The organism is Paenirhodobacter sp. CAU 1674 (assembly GCF_029222945.1).
Classification (GTDB): domain Bacteria; phylum Pseudomonadota; class Alphaproteobacteria; order Rhodobacterales; family Rhodobacteraceae; genus Rhodobacter.
The window spans coordinates 39,856-63,595 of the sequence record NZ_JARHUH010000008.1 but is presented as its reverse complement, the minus strand read 5'-3'; the positions used below and the strand labels follow the sequence as shown (position 1 = coordinate 63,595).

General features: G+C 60.3%; 13 protein-coding genes and 2 pseudogenes. 6 read left to right on the top strand and 9 right to left on the bottom strand.

Annotated features, from left to right (window positions below; translation table 11 throughout):
• Window positions 1-153 precede the first annotated feature (153 nt).
• The 5 genes from P2G62_RS12590 to P2G62_RS12570 all read right to left on the bottom strand — a co-directional run bounded on the left by P2G62_RS12590 (window position 154) and on the right by P2G62_RS12570 (window position 7,012).
• Window positions 154-1,665, bottom strand: a complete 1,512-nt coding sequence (locus tag P2G62_RS12590; RefSeq protein ID WP_275735254.1) for a TniQ family protein — start codon at window positions 1,663-1,665, stop codon at window positions 154-156.
• Window positions 1,662-2,645, bottom strand: a complete 984-nt coding sequence (locus P2G62_RS12585; RefSeq protein WP_275735253.1) for an ATP-binding protein — start codon at window positions 2,643-2,645, stop codon at window positions 1,662-1,664. Before P2G62_RS12585 ends, P2G62_RS12590 begins: the two co-directional genes overlap by 4 nt.
• Entirely contained in the window at window positions 2,642-4,798 is a 2,157-nt protein-coding gene (locus P2G62_RS12580; protein WP_275735252.1) for a hypothetical protein, read from the bottom strand. Before P2G62_RS12580 ends, P2G62_RS12585 begins: the two co-directional genes overlap by 4 nt.
• Entirely contained in the window at window positions 4,795-5,685 is an 891-nt protein-coding gene (locus tag P2G62_RS12575) for a hypothetical protein (protein ID WP_275735251.1), read from the bottom strand. The genes P2G62_RS12580 and P2G62_RS12575 overlap by 4 nt, the downstream gene beginning before the upstream one ends.
• A 232-nt stretch (window positions 5,686-5,917) precedes the next feature.
• Window positions 5,918-7,012, bottom strand: coding sequence for an AAA family ATPase (locus P2G62_RS12570; RefSeq protein ID WP_275735250.1), 1,095 nt, complete (start codon window positions 7,010-7,012; stop codon window positions 5,918-5,920).
• A gap of 715 nt (window positions 7,013-7,727) precedes the next feature.
• Between P2G62_RS12570 and P2G62_RS12565 the strand changes: the two genes are divergently transcribed.
• The 5 genes from P2G62_RS12565 to P2G62_RS12545 all read left to right on the top strand — a co-directional run bounded on the left by P2G62_RS12565 (window position 7,728) and on the right by P2G62_RS12545 (window position 17,921).
• The gene (locus P2G62_RS12565; RefSeq protein WP_275735249.1) at window positions 7,728-10,166 is read left to right on the top strand and encodes a class I SAM-dependent DNA methyltransferase; all 2,439 of its coding nucleotides are present in this window, start codon (window positions 7,728-7,730) and stop codon (window positions 10,164-10,166) included.
• The gene (locus P2G62_RS12560; RefSeq protein ID WP_275735248.1) at window positions 10,163-11,305 is read left to right on the top strand and encodes a restriction endonuclease subunit S; all 1,143 of its coding nucleotides are present in this window, start codon (window positions 10,163-10,165) and stop codon (window positions 11,303-11,305) included. The genes P2G62_RS12565 and P2G62_RS12560 overlap by 4 nt, the downstream gene beginning before the upstream one ends.
• Before the next feature lie 30 nt (window positions 11,306-11,335).
• Complete coding sequence (locus tag P2G62_RS12555; protein WP_275735247.1) at window positions 11,336-14,422, top strand: HsdR family type I site-specific deoxyribonuclease; 3,087 nt, start codon at window positions 11,336-11,338, stop codon at window positions 14,420-14,422.
• The gene (locus P2G62_RS12550; RefSeq protein ID WP_275735246.1) at window positions 14,409-15,122 is read left to right on the top strand and encodes a SprT family zinc-dependent metalloprotease; all 714 of its coding nucleotides are present in this window, start codon (window positions 14,409-14,411) and stop codon (window positions 15,120-15,122) included. Before P2G62_RS12555 ends, P2G62_RS12550 begins: the two co-directional genes overlap by 14 nt.
• A gap of 474 nt (window positions 15,123-15,596) precedes the next feature.
• Window positions 15,597-17,921, top strand: a complete 2,325-nt coding sequence (locus P2G62_RS12545) for an ankyrin repeat domain-containing protein (RefSeq protein ID WP_275735245.1) — start codon at window positions 15,597-15,599, stop codon at window positions 17,919-17,921.
• 268 nt (window positions 17,922-18,189) lie between these two features.
• Here P2G62_RS12545 and P2G62_RS12540 read toward each other — a convergent pair.
• Window positions 18,190-18,375 (bottom strand): annotated as a pseudogene (locus P2G62_RS12540) (transposase); the annotation flags it as partial.
• A 4-nt stretch (window positions 18,376-18,379) separates the two neighbouring features.
• On the bottom strand, window positions 18,380-18,676 hold the full coding sequence (locus tag P2G62_RS12535) for a hypothetical protein (protein WP_275735244.1): 297 nt from the start codon (window positions 18,674-18,676) through the stop codon (window positions 18,380-18,382).
• A 121-nt stretch (window positions 18,677-18,797) separates the two neighbouring features.
• On the opposite strand from P2G62_RS12535, the pseudogene P2G62_RS12530 reads away from it, so the two are divergent.
• Window positions 18,798-18,938, top strand: a pseudogene (locus P2G62_RS12530) (transposase); the annotation flags it as partial.
• 207 nt (window positions 18,939-19,145) lie between these two features.
• Here the strand turns inward: P2G62_RS12530 and P2G62_RS12525 are convergent.
• Window positions 19,146-19,391 (bottom strand): hypothetical protein, encoded by a 246-nt coding sequence (locus P2G62_RS12525; protein WP_275735243.1) that lies wholly within the window; start codon window positions 19,389-19,391, stop codon window positions 19,146-19,148.
• A gap of 239 nt (window positions 19,392-19,630) precedes the next feature.
• A complete protein-coding gene (locus P2G62_RS12520) occupies window positions 19,631-23,320 on the bottom strand; it encodes a vitamin B12-dependent ribonucleotide reductase (RefSeq protein WP_275735242.1) in 3,690 nt (1,229 codons plus the stop codon).
• Window positions 23,321-23,740 lie beyond the last annotated feature (420 nt).

Genomic DNA, 23,740 nt, shown 5'->3' with positions numbered 1-23,740 from the left:
ATGAACTGGCGTGGGAGTAAAGTTTGTCCCAGTTCTGGGAAAAGTCTGTCCCAAGCGGCACTTCCCGCTATCGTGATAAGACCTAAAATAAAAAAGGCCCGCCAATGCGAGCCTTTTGGAATCAAGTTCAGTTTTTCGCAAGAGGCGATGAATTCAGCCAGAAACGGCGGCGCCGACCAAGATCTTCAAAGGTTGAAGGTCTGCAGCAATCAGGCGAAGGTTTGCCAATCCGACTTGTCCGGGGCGCCGGACTGCAGCCAGATCACCAGCCTTGATCCGGCCAAGGAGGTCACTCGTGCTACGGCCCGTCCTTTTCGTCGCGGTGGTAAGGCTGACAGTCTCCGGCACTTGCCGAGTTTCATCAGGAAGCGCCGCCAGAAATTCGAGGAAACCTCGGATCTCTCGCTGGGCAAAAGCCAGCTTGTGAATGCCCTGCCCAAGGTCACGGTCAACAACTGGCTTCAAAACTCCGTCCCGATACAGGCTTTCCGCTTGGCTTCGGGTGCAATCCAGCGCTTCGGCCAGTTGATGCAGTGACACCGCGTCAACCAAATCGCGACAAAATCCTTCTGCAACTTGGGCGGGAAAGACGAGCCGGTGCGCCGCGTGGTCCCAGCTTTCGCCAGAAGCAAGGCCAGCTTGAACAAGGATTTTGCGCAGCCGTTTGCGATGAATCCCCGTCTGCTCGGACAAACTATGCACGGAATGCAGCCGCCGCCCTTCCACCCTTTCGCCAAGCAGGACCTCATCCGGGGCAATGGCCAAGGTGTCGAGGATTTGCTCGCGCAGCAGCGCACGGATCGGTCCATGATCGACCACCGGGGTCGTGTAGGCCAGCCATTCATACAGACGCCCGTAGATCGCCCGAGGCCCGGCTTTTCCAGAGGACGTGTCCGAAAGGGCGGCAATTCCATTCAGGGTATCACGAAGGGCGGTTTCGCCCTTGGAGGCGATGCCAAGGCCGACTGCGCCTGCCCGCCGCCAGCCCTCTGCCGTCACGCCCGCGACGTCGAAGACAGGGCCCTGCTCCACCGTCGCGCCGATCATTTCGCAGACCTCTGTCACCTGTTCGATGGTCTGGGCACGCAGCCATCCCCCTTCATCGGTTTGGCGACCGGAGATGCGGTCGTGGATCAGATTTTCAAGCGCAGTTGGCGTCTGTTCCACCTGGCGCGCCGCCATTTCACGCAGTTCCGTTCCGATTGGATAGCGATGGTCAAGCTCATCGCGGGCTTGCCTTTCCGGCATCGTGACAAGGCGGAGACCGTGACGCTGACAGGTCAGAATAGGCCGCAGGCGCCACGCAATGCGGCCCTTGCCATGCCATTCGACCCTATCGGCACCATCATCAAGGAGACATGCGGGACAGAAGCGTGCCCCCTCTGGAAGGACAAACTCGCGCGACCAGCGTTCCCCCCGGAATTCCCGGTGCCGTGAAAACCTTGCGATCGTGCCATCCAAAAGGGCATCAAGATCGATCTCTGACGCTGTCGCGAGCACGGACATGGTGTCGAACTTTCCTGCACCAAAGGCATGTCGATCAAGCCGGAGATCTTCCAGGAGCCGACCCGCGCCATGGCCAGTGTGGAAAAGGGCCAGGCGTCGCGCGAAGGACGCCGATGTTTCCCGGGGGTCGTAGGGCAGATGCGGACGCAGGATCATCATGGCGCCCATCCCAGGGCCTGGAGACGATCCTTCAGGGCAGGCCAGTCCTCGGGATCAAAGGGGCCAAGGGTATGATGACCACGTCTCATGTCATAGAGGAACTGAAAGTCCCCAAGGGCCAGTTGGCCATCACCCCGCCGCAGGGCGCGATAGATTGCCTTCTGAAACATCTCAATGGATCCGCCCAGGCTGGAATGGGTCACGGCTTCCAGCCGCTCGACCAGATGAGGGTCCCGCGGCGGGGCGAGGCGCGCGAACTCACAGCAACACCCGAAGAACTCCCGCAGCTTGCCACGTTCTTGTTCGGTCCGGATCGGTCCGAGCACGACCCGGGCCAGAAATCTGCGATCGGTTTCGCGGTCCTGGCGAATGTTGGCATCCAGAAGGGGAATCCCGGAAACGATCAATGCCATGGCCTTGTCACCCTGCATCAGCGATTTCAGGCGCTGGCGGACCTCGACGTTTTCTTTGCCACCGAGCAGGTGGTGCGCCTCATCGACCCAGAGGATCGTAATCCCACGCTGTGCCAAGCGATGCAGAGCGATTTCCCAGACTTCCGTCGTGCGAAGCTTCGGCGCCACTTGATAGCCGGTTTCCTTGGCAATTTCGGTTGCAAGCCCCTTCAGCGTCGCCTCCGGGGGAACCCGAATGTAGAAGGCCTTGCCATGTCCACTGCCATCCCACAGCCCGATCGCAGCGGTGCGCCGAAGATTCCGCCGGATCAGTGCGGTCTTGCCGCTGCCAGACTCGCCGTAGACCAAGATGCCGCGGGTTTCGTTGACGAGTTCGAAGCGCATAGGTGTAGCGGTCAGAGCACCGTCCGGCGATGTTGCAAGGATTTCGCCGAGGGCCGCGGAAAACATCTCATCGCGAGAATTGAGCATGTAGCGCTCTCCGAGCCACCTGCAGAATGATGCGGGATCGCTTGGATCCGGTGGCGCCGTCATGGGCGCGGTATCTGACGATTTCAGAGTGGTCATTCCATGATATCTCCTGTGTCATTGGCATTGGCTGGTTGGGAAGCAAGCAAGCCGGGATGGCTGCCAGGCATGGCCTCCTCCGGTGAACACGGCTGGACTTCGTTGTCGAAGACATCGCCATAGGTTTCAGGCCTGCGCTCGGGGGCCCCCATGTAGCGGCTGAAATCGCGCGTCCGGGTGGCCAATTCCTCCCCGGTTGGGATGATCGGCAGGAGGCCGCGAAGCGCGGCCTTGTTGCGGGTGAACGCGTCAATTTCGACCGTAGCGCGATCTCGCGCTCTTTGGCCGAACAACTTCGCCTCCTTCTCAGCCATGCGCTGTTCGACGAGATCGGCATAGGATTTGTCGGACCATTTCGGATCAACGCAATGCGCTGTGACCGACCGGCCATCCGGCAGATAAACCTCGATCGAGCCGATCTTCTTTTCCCACCAGACAACGGTCAGATCCCGCTCGGTTTCATTCAGAAACCATTTGGCGATCTCCTCGTGCTGATACCGAATATCCTCGACGGTGATGCCATGGCGGGTGGCCTTCCGGGTCGTTGTGACACCGAAGGCGTGACGCAGCATTTTCTGATCCGCCCGAACCATTGGAGGGCTGACGGCGACAGCCTCGTTCCACGTCTGAAGGGGCGACTTCTTCCCCAAAGTTTGTGGCTTGCGCGTATGGTAAATGTCCACAATCCATCGAGTCAGCCACTCGAGGAATTCATCGAGAGTCACGGTTGCGCGGGCCGCAGGGTCGTTTTCCCCTTTCCGGACCACATCCGCAAAAGTTCTACCCGTGAACCGCTGCAGCAAAAGTGCGCCGAACGTTGCGAAGAACCGTTCGATCCACGGCTTGAGGAACGGCTTTCCCGCAGGCACGGCCAAATTTGTGATGCCGGCATGGCTGAGCCGCAAATAAACTGCATCACTCATGTTGACGCTCGCCCGGTCAAGGGCCAGCGTCTGCGGCTGTCCATACATCGGCCAGGGCATTTCGGCCCCGATGGCATCAGCAAGGGGTTGCTTGTCGAGATAAATCATTTCGATCGTGCGCAGGGTGACCTCGATCGAACTGCTGCGCGCAATCTGCAGCCCCATGATCGCACCGCTGTAGACATCAACGGCGGCCGACAGGATCACGCGTTTGGGCGTGCCATCGAGACCGAAGGCCGATGCTTCTTCCCGCGTCAGGAATACATCGAGTCCAATCATCCGAAGAAAGAGCATCAAATCGACGGTGTATTCATCAAGCTCGACCCGTTCGAGAACGCGGGTCACCTGCAATCCCAACCCGAGCGTATGGAGGTCCCGGTAGGCAACCTCCATACCGCGGGTGCGAACCTCGTGATCGGCAGGCGCAATCCGTGCGATAAGTTGCCAAACCCAATTATAGCCGGGCACTGCCAATGTCGCCTCGGGCGCAGGCAGGGCCAAGCGTCGTTCGTTTTCGCAGCGGACAGCGGCTTGGACGCTCTCACAGATGCTGGCAATGCTCGGCCGTTCCTCGGTCAGGCGAACTTCGATGATGCTCTTGTAAAATTCGTCTTCCTCGTCGGTGTATCGATCACCCACTTTTCGACCACAGTTGCGGAAACTGTCCATCTTGAGCATTTGGGCAGACGCCACCCAGGGGCGCCACCAGCGATAGATCGTTTCACCACATTGGGGCGGGCGCAGCATCACAAGCGCCGTGCCACATTTAGCGCCACGCGCACTGCGGCTCGCCCTTGCATTTGCCTCGCGAAGGCCATCGCCGAGCAATTGATCAAAATTTTTGACAAAATCGGCGCGAACGGGCTTCATCGTGCCCTTATCGATCAGGTTCTGTGCTGCAAGAATATAACACTCGCGATTGCTGGCGCGGGTAAGTTCAGCCGAAGTTGGCGACTTTTCTTGCGCTATTTCAGCAACGTTCGGCCCCATTTCCGGCGGCAACCGAAGGATGCGAAGAGAACCTCGCGAGATCTCCCGGCCGATGATATCGGCCGGGATGAAATCGGCGATAGCCTTGATGACCTCGCCCGTTTCGGGGTCAATGTATTCCTGCCAGATAACCTCACAACCAGTCGGCCCAGAGCGATACACTCTGCCAAGACGATACCCGCGAGCGAACTCGCTACCCTCGGCAAGGACCATCGGCGACGAGGCAGGCTGTCTCATCATGCCGCGACACCTCCGCGATGCACGACGCTGTCGAGATTGAGCGGCCATTCGACATCAGTCTGCAGGGCACCGCGCCGGATCAGCCGGATCGCGCCGTGGAACCCCTCATCCCCCAGGCCCACCTGATGGCAAAACTGACGGACAGTCGAAGGTCCCCGGAAATCGTTCGCCGCCGTGGCGAGAATCTGGTCGATCGAAGGCTGTGCAAACCGGCAATAGTGGAACAAAGAAGCCCGGGCCAACTTGCGCGGATCGATCTCGTTCTCCGTAACAGTGACCACGCGATCGACAAACCGGGGGACTGCAGCGGCCCTGACGCGCGCCGCAAGATCCTGGAATTTATGGCGCTGCGTGCGAAACTTGGGCTTTACCATCACCCCGGTGCGACGCCCCATCGCTTCGACCGAGACGAAATCAAAATAGTGTTCGCGGGGTTCGTTCGGCTTGGGCGGAAGCGGAATTGGACCAACTTGGTCGATCACATCCACGACACCCGGCCGGTAAATCAGCAGCAAGGCGGTATCATGCTCGAGTTTGCTTTCAAACTGGAGGCATTGGCCCTGCCCCACCTCTTCGCCAAAGGTCATCTGCCCAACGAAGTGGTTGGATGACTTTCTCGGAATTGTCCGTCTGGCGCGACTTGGCCTTGGCGCCTGCCAAGTCGTCAAGATTTCATTCAACATTCTAGCGTCCTCTGGATCGAGGTCGCGGCAGTGCCGCTGTGGTTTTTGCTGAATGGCCGGGGTCACCACTTGCCGTTTGCGTTGAAACTGCGTAGGCTTTTGCCCTGTGATGTGTCGGGTTTCGCCCGGCCGACTAATGGCCCGGTCCAGATGGATCGGGCTTTTCTTTTCGAGTTCCTTGTCTCTCTGGTCGGTGGTCTCCATCGTTGAGGTCATTTACGTATTTTTGCGATGCTCGAAGAAAATTCCGAGTCAATTCAATCACTTGTCCACAGGTTCGATTAGAAGCCGTCCTGGCGTGGAACTGAACTCCGGCGGCACAGGGATATTTTCGGCATTTTTCCATAAAATTCTAAGACTTATCCAAATCTCCGCACGGGCCTGCCGCTTTCCAGAATCGATAGCAGAGCAACTTGATCCCAGGATTTTTTGCGCATCACTGAAGGCGCGGCCTCCGTTCCATCCATTCGGCTCGGTCAAGCATCCTGATCACAGCGCGAAGATCAGGCAGGTAACCGCGCGCGCCAGCACGATCCAATGCCTCGCAGATCGCCTCGATCGACGCCTCGCTCAGCTTGCGGTCGGCGCCCTGGCGTCGTGCAAATGCCTTCAGGTGTTCGATGGTTGGTGCAGAAAGGCGGATCGGGGGGCACCGGCTGAGAAGTGGGTCAGGCAAGAGGTGATAATTGTTCGTGGTCATGACCCATCCGACCCAGCGCATGTCGAACGGGACCTCGAAATAGGGGCAGTTCCATCGTGCTGCGGACAGGGGTTCGAGCATTGGGAGCAACGACTCCGTCAAGGAAAAGCTGCGGCCCTTGTCAGAGCGAACGTCCCCAGCCTTCTCCAGTTCGTCGATGACCACGATGGGGTTCGCGACCCGCTCGCTCAAGATGAAGTTCAACAAGCGCCCGGGCGCCGCGTTGCCCCAGCTTTTTTGGGAGCCTACGACACCGAAGCTCGCATTCTCGCTCGTCGCCTCGACAACCATGAAGGGCACGCCAATCAGCTCCGCAAGCTTGCGCGCGAAATGGCTTTTGCCGATGCCCGCGGAACCATCAAGCAGAAGCGGAGGCAGTCGCACACCGGGATCGCCCTGTTCCACCGAGCGCCGCAAGCCCCGCCAGACGACATTGGTCACTGGTTCCAACCATGGGAAGTATTCGTGCAGTCCAGCAGCAATCTCGTCAGCGCGGTGATCCGAGGGAATGCGAATGACCTCAATTCCCGCTGCAACTCCCTCAAGACGCTCGCGATCTTCAGGCTTCAATTGCCCGAAAACAGATCTCTTGAGAGCACAGGCGTGCATCCGGTCGGCACGACGGGTGATCTTGAACTTCTCACCCCAAGGGATCTGCCTGCCGTTTCTATCGTCTTCAATTTCATCATCTTCGACAGGCTCTTCTGCCAGATCGCAGATGGCTTTTTGCGCTTTCAGACGCAGAAAATGCTGTTTCAGGCGCTGCTCGATTCCGGCTTTGTTGAACTTCGGATCGGGTAAGCGCCCGAGTATGAAAGGTATGCGGGCCATGGGAGGTCCTTCGTGTGATGACGACATGGGGAAGCCAGCGGGCAAATTGCGCCCGTCAGACTGGGATGTGAGTTCTGGGAAAAACGATTGCCTGAGGCCGCTCAGGCCTCAAACGGTCAGGGTCTGTCGATAGACCGGTCGTGATGTTTCATGGTCTTTGTCCTTCGTTGACCCGGGTAAGGTCGCTCTCGTTCGTTGGGCTGAAATAGCCAGCATCGGCGGCGGTGATTCTTCTGGTGCCGCCAAGCACCAGAAATGACAAATTGAGTCAACACACTGATTTATTTGCGAAAAATGATTTCTGCGACCGAACTCTGAAAGAAGAAGCGAAGTTTCAAAAATTCGCAAACCGTCGAACCGGGCGGGCGATCAACCTTCATCGAACTCGAACTCAAGAAACATTGCATCTTTGCGCAAATGGCACCCTGATCTCTGGCCAGCACCGGCGGGCTCAGGCTCCGAAGGGCTTCCTCGACCGCCACACTCGCGCCGTGGGAAAAACAATCCTGATGCCAACTTCGTCCTGCCTGCTCCCCCAGGGAACCCAAGGAAAAACGGGGCCGTCGGAACCGTAGGCCAATGCAGCCCGCCACGCTTTCGTTCCCAACAGTTTCCCTTCAACAAAGCAGAGCCTTGAGCGAACCGGAGGCTGTCATTCAGGGCAAATACGCCCTATCAAACTGAAAACCGAAGAGATTTCGAGAAGGGGCAGCCGATGGCCATCAAGAAGAGCGACATCTACAGGTCCCTTTGGGAGAGCTGCGACCAGCTCCGCGGCGGCATGGATGCCTCTCTTTACAAGGACTACATCCTTACCCTTCTGTTCGTAAAATATGTCTCGGACCGCGCAGGCCAGCCCGACGCGCTAATCGAGGTGCCGGTTGGCGCGTCCTTTTCCGACATGAAGGCCCTGCGCGGGTCCAAGAACATCGGCGAAGGAATGGACACGATCATCGCGCGCATCGCCGAGGAGAACGACCTCAGCGGCGTGATCGACCGGGCCTTCTTCAACGACCCGGAAAAATTCGGGCGCGGCCAGAAGATGATCAACACGCTGACCGCGCTGATCAACATCTTCAGCCGGGAGGAGCTAAATTTTTCAAAGAACCGGGCTGACGGCGACGACATTCTGGGGGACGCTTACGAATACCTGATGCGGAACTTCGCGACCGAGGCGGGCAAGTCCAAGGGCCAGTTCTACACCCCGGCCGAGGTGTCGCGTGTCGTGGCCGCCGTGGCGGGCGTCAGCCGGGCCACCAGCCCCAAGCAGACGGTTTATGACCCGACCTGCGGCTCGGGCTCGCTGCTGCTGAAAGCCGCCGAGACCGCCCGCGTGCCGATCACGATCTTCGGGCAAGAGATGGACATCGCCACCCGTGGCCTCGCCCGCATGAACATGATCATGCACAACCGCGCCACGGCCGAGATCGCTCAGGGTGATGTCATCGCCGAACCGCATTTCCTCGCCGACAACCACTCCCTCCAGACCTTCGATTTCGTCGTCGCCAACCCTCCCTTCTCGGCCAAGGCATGGGCCTCGGGCCTGACCGAGGAAACGAAATACGGTCGTTTCACTGATGGCGAACCGCCGGCCAAGAACGGCGATTTCGCCTTCCTTCTGCACATCCTTGCCTCGATGAAGGCCACCGGCTCGGGCGCGGTCATCTTGCCGCACGGCGTCCTGTTCCGCGGCAATGCCGAGGCCAAGCTGCGCGAGAAGATCCTCAAACGCGGCACCATCAAGGGCGTGATCGGCCTGCCCGCCAACCTGTTCTATGGCACCGGCATCCCCGCCTCGATCATCGTGCTGGACAAGGCGCAGGCCACCGCCAACCGCCCCGTCTTCATGATCGACGCCTCCAAGGGCTTCATCAAGGACGGCAACAAGAACCGCCTGCGCGCGCGTGACATCCACAAGATCATCGACGCCTTCACGCGAGCCCAGACCATCCCCGGCTATTCCCGTCTCGTCCCCTTCGACGAGATCGCCCGCAACGATTTCAACCTGAACATCCCGCGCTACATCGACGGCTCCGACCCCGAGGATCTGCAAGACATCACCGCACATCTGCACGGCGGCGTGCCCGAAAGGGACATCGACGGGTTGGGCGAATTCTGGGCGGTCATGCCTACGCTGCGCGCCACGCTCTTCGGGCCGAACCCGCGACCGGGCTATGCCGATCCGCTGGTGGCCCCCGATCAGGTCCGCGCGACCATCCGCAGCCACCCCGATTTCGCGGCCTTCCGCGCGCAGGTCACCGGCATTCTGGACGGCTGGACCCGGGCCAACACCCCCCTGCTGATGGGGATCAGCCAGGGCGACCACCCGCGCGACCTGATCCAGCGCCTGGCCGAGGACATGCTGACCCGCTTCGACGCCGCCCCCCTGATCGACAAGTATGAGGCCTATCAGCGCCTGATGTCCTATTGGGCCACCACCCTGCAGGACGATGTGTTCATCATCGCGGGCGGCGGCTGGCTGGCGGCGCGCGATCTGCGCGAGGCCCGGAAAGAGACCAGCGACGACGGCAAGGTCAAGTGGCTGGAAGAGGGTGACCTGACGGTGAACAAGGTCCGCCTTGTGGCCGACGTGATCCCGCCCGCCCTGATCACCGCGAGCTTCTTCCCCGACATGAAGCAGGCGCTGGACGATACCACCGCCCGCGTCGAGGAACTGGGGCGCGAGATCGAGGACCTGGCCGAGGAACACGGGGCCGAGGGCGGGCTGTTCGAGGAGGTGATGGGCGACACGGGCAAGCTGACGGCGGGCGGGGTGAAGGCACGCCTGAAGGACAAGACCATCGAGCCGGACGAAAAGGCCCTGCTGAAACAGGTGGCCAAGCTGTTCGAGGCCGAGACCGAGGCGAAACGCGCGGCGAAAGAGGCCGAGGCCGCGCTGACGCAAGCCGTGCTCAAGACATACCCCACCCTGACGATGGATCAGATCCAGACCCTTGTGGTGCAGGACAAATGGCTGGCCGACATCACTGCGGCCATCGGCGCCGAGGTCGAGGCGCGGACGGAAACCCTGACCGCCCGCGTGCGGGTGCTGACCGAACGCTATGGCCAGACCCTGCCCCAGATCATGAAGGATCTGGGGGTGCTGGAGGCGCGGGTGGCCGGGCATCTGGCGGCGATGGGGGTCGCGGGATGAGTGAAGCCATTCCAAAAGGTTGGAGCGTCAAGAGCTTCTATCAGCTTGGCAGAATTGCGAACGGACAAGTTGACCCACGGTTGGAACCATATCGCAGAATGGTTCTAGTGGCGCCTGATCACATCGAAAGTGGGACGGGCAGAATAGCAGTCGAATATACTGCGGAAGAGCTTGGGGCGATTAGCGGCAAATATCTCGTTCAACCAAACGACGTCATATACAGCAAGATTCGTCCGAATCTTCAGAAGCTCGCCCTTGCCGATAAAGCCTGTTTGTGCAGCGCCGACATGTATCCGATCACCGCGAAGGAAGGCGTTTCGCCTCATTTTCTGAAGTTTGTTCTGCTATCAGAGAACTTCACCAATTTTGCTATTTCGGTGTCTGCGCGCAGTGGGATGCCCAAGATCAACAGGCAGGAAATTGGCGCTTTCACCACAGCAGTGCCCGATGACCCAGACGAACAACAGGCCATCGCCGCCGCGTTGTCGGATGCGGATGGGGTGGTGGCGGGGTTGGAGCGGGTGATCACCAAGAAGCGCCTGATCAAGCAGGGTGCTGCGCAAGACCTCCTCACCGCCCGCCGCCGCCTCCCTGGGTTCTCGGGGGAGTGGGAGGTGAAGCGGCTGGGGGATGTTGCGCGTATCGCAACAGGTGGGCGCAACAACCAAGATAAGGACCCAATGGGTCAATATCCGTTCTTCGTGCGCTCTGACAGCGTCGAACGAATTCGCAGCTTTTCTTATGACTGTGAGGCGATCTTGGTCCCCGGCGAAGGGCGAATTGGCGAAATCTTCCACTACATCAACGGCAGGTTCGACGTTCACCAAAGGGTCTATTGCATTTCAGCCTTCTCGGAAGAGACAAGTGGCAGGTTCATTTACTTCGTTCTTCGACAGTTTTTCGGGGCTCATGCGATGATTAACACCGTAAAAGCTACAGTGGACTCGCTCAGAAGACCGACTTTCACGGGCTTCGAACTTCGATGCCCACCGTCGCTGTCTGAACAGCAAGCCATCGCTGCCGTCCTCTCGGACATGGACGCCGAAATCCAGACCCTCGAGTCCCGCCTCGCCAAGGCGCGGGCGGTGAAGGAGGGGATGATGCAAAATCTTTTGACAGGGCGGGTCAGGCTGGTCTGACTGGGTGACAGTATTCAAGGGGGTATTTCCATGGCCATCGGCGATCCGGAACGCGCCACACAAAACCGCATGATCGCGCAGCTGTGCGGTGATACCTCCGGGCAGCCCGGCGGCACCGAAAACAGGGGACTGGGCTGGCGCTATCTGGGTGACTGGCACAAGCGCGAGGGCAACGCCAATATCGAACCCAGCCTGTTGCGCCCCTGGCTGATCGCGCGCGGGTATGACCCCGAGGTGGCGACCAAAGCCATCGCCGAGTTGCAGCGCGTGGCGCGGATGGACGGGCTGAAGCTCTATGAGGCGAACCGCGCCACCTATGACATGCTGCGCTATGGCGTGCAGGTCACCCCCGTCCCCGGCGAGGCCCCCGTGACCGTGCGCTTTGTCGATTGGGACAATGCGCAGGCCAATGACCTCGGGCTGGCCGAAGAGGTCGCGATCAGCGCCAAGACCCCCAAGGCCTATAACAAGCGCCCCGATCTGGTGATGTATGTGAACGGCATTGCCATGGGCGTGGTGGAGCTGAAGAAATCCACCGTCGATCTGGGCGCGGGCATCCGCCAGACGCTGGACAACCAGCGCCCCGAATTCATCCGCCACTTCTTTACCACCGTGCAGATCACGTTTGCGGGCAACGACATGCAGGGCCTGCGCTATGCCGCGATCCAGACCCCGCAGCCCTATTGGCTGGCCTGGAAAGAAGAGAGCGCGACCCCCCTGCCCCTGGAGCGCGACGTGGCGCAGATGCTGGCGCCCGCGCGGTTTCTGGAACTGATCAACGATTTCATCCTGTTCGATGCAGGGATCAAGAAGCTCGCCCGCCCCAACCAGTATTTCGCCGTAAAGGCCGCGCAAGAGGCGGTGGCGGCGAAAAAGGGCGGGATCATCTGGCAGACCCAAGGCTCGGGCAAAAGCCTGATCATGGTGATGCTGGCCCGCTGGATCCGCGAGGCGCGGCCCGATGCGCGTATCCTGGTGGTGACGGACCGCAAGGAGTTGGACGACCAGATCGAGGCGGTTTTCGGCAATACCGGCGACAAGGTGCGCCGTGCGAAATCGGGCGCCGACCTGCTGGCGGCCTTGGCCGACCCCAAGGACCGGGTGGTGTCCTCGCTGGTCCACAAGTTCGGGCGGCGGGAAGAGGACGAGCTGGGCGCGATGATCGCCGAGATCCAGCGCGGCCAGATCGGCGCCCCGGTGGGCGAGTTCTTCGTCTTCATCGACGAGGCGCACCGGACCCAATCGGGCAAGCTGGCCCGCGCGATGCGGACGATCCTGCCCGATGCGGTGTTCTTCGGCTTTACCGGCACGCCGCTCTTGCGGTCGGACAAGCAGACATCGCTCGAGGTATTCGGCCCCTATATCGGCACGCCCTACCGATTCAACGAGGCGGTCGAGGATGGCGTCGTGCTGGACCTGCGCTATGAGGCGCGCGACATCGACCAGCGCGTGGCCTCGCCCAAGAAGATCGACGAATGGTTCGAGGCCAAGACCAAGGGCCTGACCCCGGTGGCCAAGGCGACCCTGAAACAGCGCTGGGGCACGTTGCAGCGTGTTCTGTCCTCGAAGGACCGATTGGGGCAGATAGCTGCGGACATCATCTTGGACATGGCAAAGAAGCCGCGCCTGGAGGCGGGCCGTGGCAACGCCATGCTGGTGGCGGGGTCGATCCCCGAAGCCTGCAGGTTGTTCGAGATCTTTCGCAATTCCGGGTCCGATCTGGCCAAGAAATGCGCGATCGTGACCTCCTACAAGCGAACCGCATCTGAACTGACCGGCGAAGAAGCCGGGATGGGCGAGACGGAAAAGCAATACGTCTACAAGGTCTATGACCGGCTGATGACCGATCTGGGCACGGACGAGGACGCCTATGAAACCGAAGCCCTGCGGAAGTTCCGCAAGGAACCGGCGCAGATGAAGCTGTTGATCGTCGTCAGCCGCCTGCTGACCGGATTCGACGCACCGACCGCGACCTACATCTATATCGACAAGCAGATGCGCGACCACGGGCTGTTCCAGGCGATCTGCCGGGTGAACCGCCTCGACGGGGACGACAAGGATTACGGCTATGTCGTCGACTACAAGGATCTTTTCAAGAACATCGAAACGGCCGTCGAGGATTACACCTCGGGCGCCTTCGATGCCTTTGATGCGGCCGATGTCGCGGGGCTGATTTCATCGCGCGCCGAAAAAGCGGGCGAAGACCTGATGACCGCGCGCGACGCCTGGTTCGGACTGCTCGACCCGGTGGAACAACCCAAGGGCGACGCCGAGGTTCTGGCCTGGTTCTCCAGCCCCGGAGGATGGGAGAGCGATCCGCAGGCCGACGAGAAAGCGCGGCGGCGACAGGCGCTATACAAGCTCGCCGGGGCCTATGCCCGTGCCTTCGCGGCGGTGGCGGATGATCCGGGCGCGTCAGGCGTCAACGACCTGCAGCTGGCACAGTATCGGGGCGAGGTCGAACGCGCGATCTCGCTGCGCGATGCCGTGCGCCTTCACAGCGGTGATGCGGTCGACATGAAGCAGTTCGAACCTGCGATGCGGCACCTGATCGACACTTATATCAAGGCAGACGAATCCGAGGTGATTTCTCACCTCGACGACATCAGCCTGATCGATCTTGTCGCAAGCAAAGGGGCAGCCATTGAGGGCGAATTGCCCAACGCTTTGAAATCAAAGCGCGAGAACGTGGCCGAGGCCATCGAAAACAACGTCCGCCGATTGATCATCGACGAAACGCCGGTGAACCCGAAGTTTTATGAACGGATGTCGGAACTGCTGACCGACCTCGTCAAGAAGCGAAAGGATGACGCGATTGCCTATGCCGAATACCTGGAAAAGATCGCGGCGCTGGTCAGGGCGGTAAAGGCAGGACATGGCGGGGAATACCCCTCGTCCATGACATCGCCCGGGCGCAAGGCGCTTTACGACAACCTCGGTCAGGATGAGGCTGCAACTGTGGCAGTGGATGAGGCAATCCGAAGCACGGCCCAAACCGGCTGGCGCGGGAACAGGATGAAAGAGCGGATGCTGCGGCGAAAACTCTTGGAAATCCTTGACGCAGAGGACGCCGTGGACAGCATCATCGATATTATCCGGTCGCATGATGAATACTGAATTGATCGAAATCGCTGGGCTTTCGGTCGAACTGATCCGTAAACCGATCAAAAACCTGCATATCGGGGTTTATCCTCCGACCGGACGGGTGCGCGTCGCAGCCCCTCCAGCCATCAGCGATGACGCTATCCGCGTGGCGGTCGTGACGCGACTTGGATGGATCAAGAAGAAGCAACGCGAATTCGAGGGCCAGGCCCGCCAGACCGAGCGTCGATACGTATCAGGAGAAACCCATTATCTCTTCGGCCGCCCGCTTCGTCTCCTTGTCAAAAGCGCTGCCACGAGAAGGTGTTCAATCCAACCTGAGGGATCGGATCGTCTGATCATGACGGTGCCGGAAGATGCAACATCCCATCAGAAGGCCCTGTGGTTCAAGGCTTGGTCTCGAGCGCAACTGAAAGAGCGGGCATCACCCCGCGTTGCGAAGTGGGCCGAACGCTTGGGCGTTTCGACCCCACGCTGGGGGATAAAGCTAATGCGAACGAAATGGGGCAGCTGCAATCCTGAAAAGGGCCTTGTTTGGTTGAACCTGGACCTTGCCCAAAAGCCACTTCCATCCTTGGATTACGTGGTCCTGCACGAACTGTCCCACCTCTTGGCGCCGCAGCACAATGACGTGTTCGTTGCCATCATGGATAGGAATATGCCGGGCTGGCGACAAATCCGGGCAGACCTTAATGCCTTGCCGCTCTCAGTCTGAGAAGGGAGGAGAGCCGCCGGTGAGGTTGTGGCATCGCACCTGCGGCAATCGGCGATAGCGGCCATTCTCGACTCGCTCAAAGAGCGACGCGCTGCGCAGTTTGTGGACATCGCTCCTCGTCCAAACGCTCCCCCCGCTCGGTGAACGAGCCCCAAAGCAGTAGATAGAACATGGCGGAGCAAGGGGTAAACTTTCACCAATTTTGGCAGTGTATCGCCAACCTTCTCGCGACAACTGACCAACGTGATTAGCTTGGACTCATCTGGTAGGCGACGCGCCGGTGCCAGGATACTCAGATCACGAGAAAATGGAGCAAGTTATGTCCAATCAACGCCCGCCGAATGGCCCGTCCACCACTGGTAACCCCTCCGGTGGCGGACGCGGCAATAACCCGCCCTCGGGCAAATAGTCAATTCAACCGGCCGGGTTCTTGCAGCCCGGCCGCGTCGTCAATCCTGAGATTTCCCTGAAATTATGACCTCTTTCCCTGATGCTCCCAAAGCACTTTTGACTCTTTCTTCGCTGTTCGCTTCGCCCGGCTGGCAAGCTGCTGAACGGGAACGCTTCGCGGCTTCGAACTTGCGCCTTGCGGCCTTTGAAAAGCGGTCCTCCGAGCTTGTCGAGAACGTTTTCGAGGCACTTTCTCTGCCCCTGCCGCCGCAGTCCGAATTGTCGGATGATTTTGCGCGACAACTCTTCCATTTCGCCGAAACACTCGATGCCTACGCGCTACACACGGCCACGTTCGGTGCCGATGAGCGCCAAATTCTCTGGACCCTGTGGCGCGACCTTGCGCCCGCGCTTGGGCGGACTTGGGGGTTTTGGTGCCGCGATGAACCAATCATGCCCGATCTTCCGGGGGGCGATCTTTGGTTTCTGCCTCGCGTGGATCCAGATCACCCGGAGCGCCTCGTCTTGCCGGTCGCGGCAGCCGCGCGCTGGTGGCGCGGTCTGCTTGACGGACCGATCGAGGCGATATGGAATGAGGCAAGCGATGATCGGCATCTTACGTTCAAGACCTGGCTTGCGGGTAAAGCGACCCCCACGCCGCGCAAACTCGGCGAATGGTATACTGACGGCCAGAGGTTCCAATACCGCGCCGATGTGACGCCGCCGCCTGAAACCCGGATTGTGCGTCAGTTGTTTCTTTGGGCGCGTGTGATGGAAACCGGCTGGAAGGCCTTGGTCGCGAGTCTGACGCCGGATGTCGCGCCAGATGAACCGGATCCTATGCAAAACAAGGCTCTGCAACTTGTTGAGCTGTTCCGACTGGCACATCAGCTGACCGTCGCTCCGCCGACGAATGACCCGGTGGCCGCTGACCACATGTTTCGGGCGGCAGTGCCGGAATGGCTTGCGCAGGGAGATTTCTGGTCAATCCTGCCGCACCCAGATGGCCGCCTTCCCGCCGCAGAGAAGACTGCGGCGCGATTCAGCGAGCATTTTCGTTCCTTGGTTCCCGGCGGGCCGCTGCAAGACATCTTCCGCGATGCGGCGATGGATACTCCAGCAGCGCCGGTTGTAGATCTCACGCTTTTGGCCGAGCGGCAACGCCTGGAAACATGCATCCAAGAGGGGCACGCTGCCCGAAGTTCCAACGCGCCGGATCGCGCCGCGAAAGTTGCGGAGGCGCTGGCTCGGGCGCGCGCCCATCCGCGACCGGCCGACATGGAAGCCGATATCGAGTATATTGCCGCTCTGGACGCCCTTTCTCGAGGCGATTTCGAAGCTGCACACGAAAGTCTTGATCGCGGGCGAGAGCTTTGTGCGGCAGGCAGCTTTGGGTCAGTCACGCTCGGCATAGCGCGGTTGGGGCTTGCACTTTCCGTGCGTGATGCGGCTTTCAACCAGAACCGATGCGAGGCGGATTTTCGGGTTTTTTCTCGGTCTCTGCCTCCTGAGGAAGCGGATCGCTGGGAGATCGGCAAGGCGCCGCTGGAATATTCTATGCGCCTCGCCGCGGTCGACGCCTCTCAATGGTTCTGGGACGTCGGCATGCGCCCCTATCCCGGGGTGACTGTGGAACGTCCATTAGCCACGAGCCAGCCAATCTTCGGTGCGTTTTTCAAGCTGCTGTTCAACGATGCTGATGAAAGAGAAATCCGAACCTTTCTTTCCGAGCACAAAGGCATCCTGAAGCGAAAGCTGCGCGACGTGCGTGGCGACACGTTTTTCACCATTACGGCCAAAATGGTTCCGGACCTCGTCGCTGGAATGCGCGTAATGCCACTGCATGAGAGCATGATCGGGTCGAACGCACCTCCGTCATCCAATGAATTGGCGGCCAGAATGCGTGGGACCTATCTGCGGTTTGTGCGTCTGTTGCCGACCGATGTGCTCTCTGCGCGCGACTATCTCGGACAGACGGCGTTGATGCGGGCGGCTGATTGCAAAGACGCGGAATTTGTCAAAATCCTCGTCGAACGCAATGTCGATCTCGATGCACAGGATGCGCTTGGACGCACTGCCTTGCATTCGGCTGTAAGATCCAACGCGGTCGAATGCTTCAAGTTTCTACTCGACGCTGGCGCCAACCCCACTTTGGAAACATGCGAGGGCAAGACACCCGCGATATTTGCCGCCGAGTTTGGTCGAGCGCAGATATTCCAGTATCGGTTGGGGCATCGCCTACGGGCCATGAGCGAAAAGGAACTACGTGCCGCCCAGGAAATCGCGGCACGGAATGAGAAGTGCTACAAGGCATTGCGAGGCGAATATCGGAGAAAGGGTGTCGACTTGGGGGCTCGGTTTGCGTTCAAAGAGATCATAGAAGCGTGCAGTCGCTCTTGCCCCGCGTAATTGACACCCTCGACCCAGAAAATGAGCGCCATAGGTCGTGCTGCGACCTGCATGATCGGCAGTTCAGGGCTGAGCAGGCCTCTCGCGGCGCTTCGCCTGAACTGCCGCTTCGGAGTTCGCTGCCGGGAGGGCCGAGCGCGTTGGGCGGATTTTGTTGAAAAAGTCGGCCTGAGAACGCGTTTTGAGCTGCCCTCAGGCTCGGGGGTCGCCGTTTGGTTCGGACAATCGCCCGTCGCGCCGCCTTGTAGCGACTATCTGGCCACTTAGATCATGCCGTGGCCTCCGAGTTGGCGCACTGAGGCCGCAGCTTTGCGAGCTTTCGGAGGTTCTGGGCGATGGCGGCGAGGAGGAATTCGTCCTTCGCACCATTGGGGCCGCGCAGGCGTAGCCGGGTCAGGCCGAGAATGCGCTTCAGATGTGCGAAGAGCATCTCTACTTTCTTCGTAAGCGCCCGATAGTTACCGCAGCGGCATGTCCTTGACGCGTGCGATGATGTCTGGATTGCCGACGAAGTCCTCGAGGAAGCCTTGCCATTCCTCTGTCGATATCCGGGCGGCCCTGAGCATGTCGCGAAGTTCGCCGATGCCGTCGTCGGTGAGGGCAGTCTGGTAGGTTTCCTGGTCGACCTGGACACTGACGATATTGCCGTAGGTGAGGTTGTCGTCGTTGCTGACAATGGCTTCGAGGAGGTCCAGATCCTCGCCAAGCAGGTTGGCGACGTGACTGAGCATGCAGACGGAGGTGGTCGTCGCCATCAGGCAGCGTCTCTGCTGGGCTGACGTTTCGCTTGCCACAACCAAGGCAGCAGCTCGTCGATCCGTGAATAGCCCCATGTTTCGTGGACGCCTTCTTTGCTAATTTTTAGGCAGGGAGGCCATGATGGGCACAGACACTTTCAGCGACGAGTTCGAGCGTGATGCGGTCGCACAGATCGCCGAGCGGGGATAGCCTGTCAGCGAGGTTTCTGAGCGGCTTGGGGTGAGCAAGCACTCGCTCTATGCATGGAAGCGCAGGTTCACGAACGGTTGTCATTTTGACAAGCCAGGTGCCTTCAGCGCGGCATCAGCAATCAATGGCGAGACTTCGAAATGGCTCATAAAATGGCCCCCTTCGTTTCCAAAGGGGGCCAGTCTCGCCGATCAGGCTCATTCGTTGACCGCCCGAGCTTTCGTCATTCTGCCTGGGCCATCTCGGCGTCTGGGGCGAGCGCACCCGCCCCCGATTTCAATGCACCGTTTGTGCTCCCATCGAAAGCAGCGTCACCGTGGTCGCCGCCCCTGCCATGCGGATATCGGCGACATCGAGCGCATGGCGATCGAGATCGCCGCCCAACACCTCGATGGTCTCGCCAGAGCCCAAGGTGGCGTCGATCAACCGCTTGAGAGCCGCGCCCGCAAGTTCGGCTTCTACCCCACCGGGAATGCGGCGAAGGGTAGCATTTATTCGGTGAGTTCCGACAACAAGCTCCATGAGAGCGACTCCTTCAAGTCTACTGGTCGCGGCGCAAAACCTGACAATGACGCATAGCCCACAAACGCACCTGACAGATTTACTATATTTTACATACGCTTATCGCATGGCCTCTTCGTGCAATTCCCGGATCCGAACGTAATTTCCAGAGTCTGCAGTGGGACAGACTTTCGGCGAATCCGGGACAAACTTGCCCGATTTGGGAGGAACTTTCGCCGGAGAGACACCCTCGCCGGGGCTCAGCTGCAGCCGCTGGTGCCGCCGCAGGTGTTGCACTTCATGCAGGTGCCGTTGCGCACCAGCGTGTAGTTGCCGCATTCGCCGCAGGCTTCGCCCTCATAGCCCTGCATCTTCGCCCGGGTGCGCGCATCCATCGACACCACGCCCGAGGAAATCGCGGTCGACGACCCGCCGCCGGCCGCCATCGCGGTTTCCGGCACCAGCGTGTTGAGCGCGGTCACCGGGTCCACCGCACCGGCCAGCGCCATCGCCCCGGCGCCGCCCTGCAGCACCACCAGTTCCTGCGGCAGACGCTTGCGCAGATAGCCGGTCGAGGAAATCTGACGCAGCACTTCCAGCGATTTCGAGGCGGCGCTTTCGCTGACCGGCTCGACGTTGCGCTTGCCCTCGTCCTTGCCACCGCCCAGATCGTCGAAGGTGGTGCCCTGCGGCTTGATATGCGCCAGATCGGTGCGGTCCAGATAGCTGACCGCCAGTTCGCGGAACACATAGTCCAGGATCGAGGTTGCGTTCTTGATGCTGTCGTTGCCCTGCACCATGCCGGCGGGTTCAAACTTGGTGAAGGTGAAGGCGTCGACGAATTCCTCCAGCGGCACGCCGTATTGCAGGCCGACCGACACGGCGATCGCGAAGTTGTTCATCATCGCCCGGAAGCCCGCGCCTTCCTTGTGCATGTCGATGAAGATCTCGCCCAGCTGGCCGTCGGCATATTCGCCGGTGCGCAGATAGACCTTGTGCCCGCCCACGACTGCCTTCTGGGTATAGCCCTTGCGGCGCTCGGGCAGTTTCTCGCGGTGGCTGCGCACGATTTCCTTGACGATCACCTTCTCGATGATCTTCTCGGCCAGCACGGCGGCCTTTTCCTGCTGGCTGCCCGAGGCGAGGATTTCCTCGGCCTCTTCGTCATCCTCGACCAGGGCAGACGCCAGCGGCTGGCTGAGTTTCGAGCCATCGCGATACAGCGCGTTGGCCTTGATGCCGAGGCTCCACGACAGTTCGTAAGCTGCCAGCGTTTCCTCGATCGAGGCCGAATTCGGCATGTTGATCGTCTTGGAAATCGCGCCCGAGATGAAGCTTTGCGCCGCCGCCATCATGTGGATGTGGCTTTCGACCGACAGGTAACGCTTGCCCTTCTTGCCGCAGGCATTGGCGCAATCGAAGACCGAGATATGTTCGGGCTTCAGGAAGGGCGCGCCTTCCAGGGTCATCGTGCCGCACACATGGTCATTGGCCGCGTCGATCTGCGCGCGGGTGAAGCCCAGGTGACGCAGCATGTCGAAGGTCGGATCGTTCAGCTTCTCGGCCGGGATGCCCAGCGTCTGGGTGCAGAAATCCTCGCCCAGCGTCCACTGGTTGAACACGAAGCGGATGTCGAAGGCCGAGGGCAGCGCGGCCTCGATCTTTTCCAGCTCGCGTGCGCCGAAGCCATGGCCGATCAGCGCGGTGTGGTTGATGCCGGGGCAGTTGCCCAAGGACGCGTGGCCCACCGCATAGGCGATGATTTCCTCGATCTGCGCCGAGCTGTAGCCCAGCGTTTCCAGCGCGGCAGGAACCGAGCGGTTGATGATCTTGAAATAGCCGCCGCCCGCCAGTTTCTTGAACTTGACCAGCGCGAAATCGGGCTCGATCCCGGTGGTGTCGCAATCCATCACCAGACCGATGGTGCCGGTCGGCGCGATCACCGAAACCTGCGCGTTGCGGAAGCCGTTCTTTTCGCCCAGCGTCAGCGCCTCGTCCCAGGCCGTCTGTGCCATCGCGACCAGACGGTCGTCGGGGCAGTTCACCAGATCCAGCGGCACCGGCTTGATTTCCAGCGCCTCGTAGCCGTCGGTCTTGCCATAGGCGGCGGTGCGGTGGTTGCGGATCACCCGCAGCATGTGCTGCGCGTTCTTGGCATAGCCCGGGAACGCGCCCAGCTCGCCCGCCATCTCGGCCGAGGTCGCATAGGAAATCCCGGTCATCACCGCGGTCAGCGCACCACACAGCGCCCGGCCCTCGGCACTGTCATAGCCAAGGCCCATGTTCATCAGCAGACCGCCGATGTTGGCATAGCCCAGTCCCAGCGTGCGGAAATCATAGCTGCGCTGCGCGATCTCCTGGCTGGGGAATTGCGCCATCAGCACCGAGATTTCCAGCGTCACGGTCCACAGCCGGGTCGCATGCACATAGGCGTCGGCGTCGAACTGGCCGTTCTTGTAGAAGGTCAGCAGGTTCATCGACGCCAGGTTGCAGGCGGTATCGTCCAGGAACATGTATTCCGAGCACGGGTTCGAGCCGCGGATCTGCCCGTCTTCGGGGCAGGTGTGCCATTCGTTGACGGTATCGTGGAACTGGATGCCCGGGTCGGCGCAGGCCCAGGCGGCATGGCCCACCTGATCCCACAGCTCGCGCGCCTTGACGGTTTTCGCGACCTTGCCGTCCGTGCGGCGGATCAGCTCCCAGTCGGCATCCTCCTTGACCGCCTTCAGGAAGGCGTTGGTGACCCGCACCGAGTTGTTCGAGTTCTGCCCTGAGACCGAGACATAGGCCTCTGAATCCCAATCGGTGTCATAGGTCGGGAATTCGATGCTGGAATAGCCCTGCCGCGCGTATTGCAGCACGCGGTTGATATAGGTTTCCGGGATCATCACGCGCTTGGCCGATTTGATCGCCGCCTTCAGCGCCTCGTTCTGCGCCGGATCGGTGGCCCCTTCGGCCGAGCCGTCCCAACCGCGGATCGCCTCGAAGATCTTGTTCAGCTCGCGCTCGTGCATCTTGGAGCCGGCGACCAGGCTGGCCACCTTCTGCTCTTCGATGACCTTCCAGTTGATGAACTGCTCGATATCGGGGTGATCCATGTCGCAGATCACCATCTTGGCCGCGCGCCGTGTGGTGCCGCCCGATTTGATCGCACCGGCCGCCCGGTCGCCGATTTTCAGGAACCCCATCAGACCGCTGGATTTGCCACCGCCCGACAGTTTCTCGCCCTCGGCGCGCAGCGAGGAAAAGTTGGTCCCGGTGCCCGAGCCGTATTTGAACAGACGCGCCTCGCGCACCCACAGATCCATGATCCCGCCGTCGCCGACCAGATCGTCCTTGACCGACTGGATGAAGCAGGCGTGCGGCTGCGGGTGTTCATAGGCGCTGGCCGATTTGGTCAGAACGCCGCTGACGTGATCGACGTAGTAATGGCCCTGGCTCGGGCCGTCGATACCATAGGCCCAGTGCAGGCCGGTGTTGAACCACTGCGGGCTGTTCGGCGCGGCCATCTGTTCGGCCAGCATGAAGCGCATCTCGTCATAATAGGTGCGCGCGTCGTCTTCGGTGGTGAAATAGCCACCTTTCCAGCCCCAGTAGCACCACGCCCCCGCCAGCCGGTCGAACACCTGCTTGGCCGAGGTTTCGCCCACAAAACGCTGATCTTGCGGCAGTTTTTCAAGCGCGGCCTGATCGGGGACCGAACGCCACAGGAATTCGGGCACGCCCTTTTCCTTCACGCGCGTCAGGGCCGCCGGAACCCCCGCCTTGCGGAAATATTTCTGTGCCAGCACGTCAGAGGCCACCTGGCTCCAGCCTTCGGGCACCTCGACCGCCTCGTTGCGGAACACGATCTTGCCGTCAGGATTGCGGATCTCGGATGCGGTCGTGGTGAAGGTGATCTCGCCATAGGCGCCGGTGTCTGCCGTGGTGAACTTGCGTTCGATTTTCATCTGCCCTGTCCCATGCACTTTTCTAAACGTTGACCGCTTCGTCAGGACAGACCGATCCCCTTCCCCACAGCTGCGCCGGGGGTCGTCCGACCCCTTCGGAACGACCTGAAACTGGATCTGATGCCGCCCGCAACGACCACAACATCTGGTGGCTCAGCGTCTGACCCGCACAAACTGACGTAGGTCAGAAGTTCGGTCAATAAAACTTTCACACATTCGAGAGCGTTTTTTCAGTTGACGGGGCCGCCTGCGGAAGGTGCCGCGTTAACCTTTTGATTCATCCACAAGGCAGCACGCGCAGCAAGCTGCGGCACCCGCGTGATTTTTCCTTGTTTCCTGCGCTTCGTGACATCTGCGTGATGATTTCGCGAAATTTCATCCACAGCCCACCATATCTTGTGGATAGTAACTGTTTGTTAC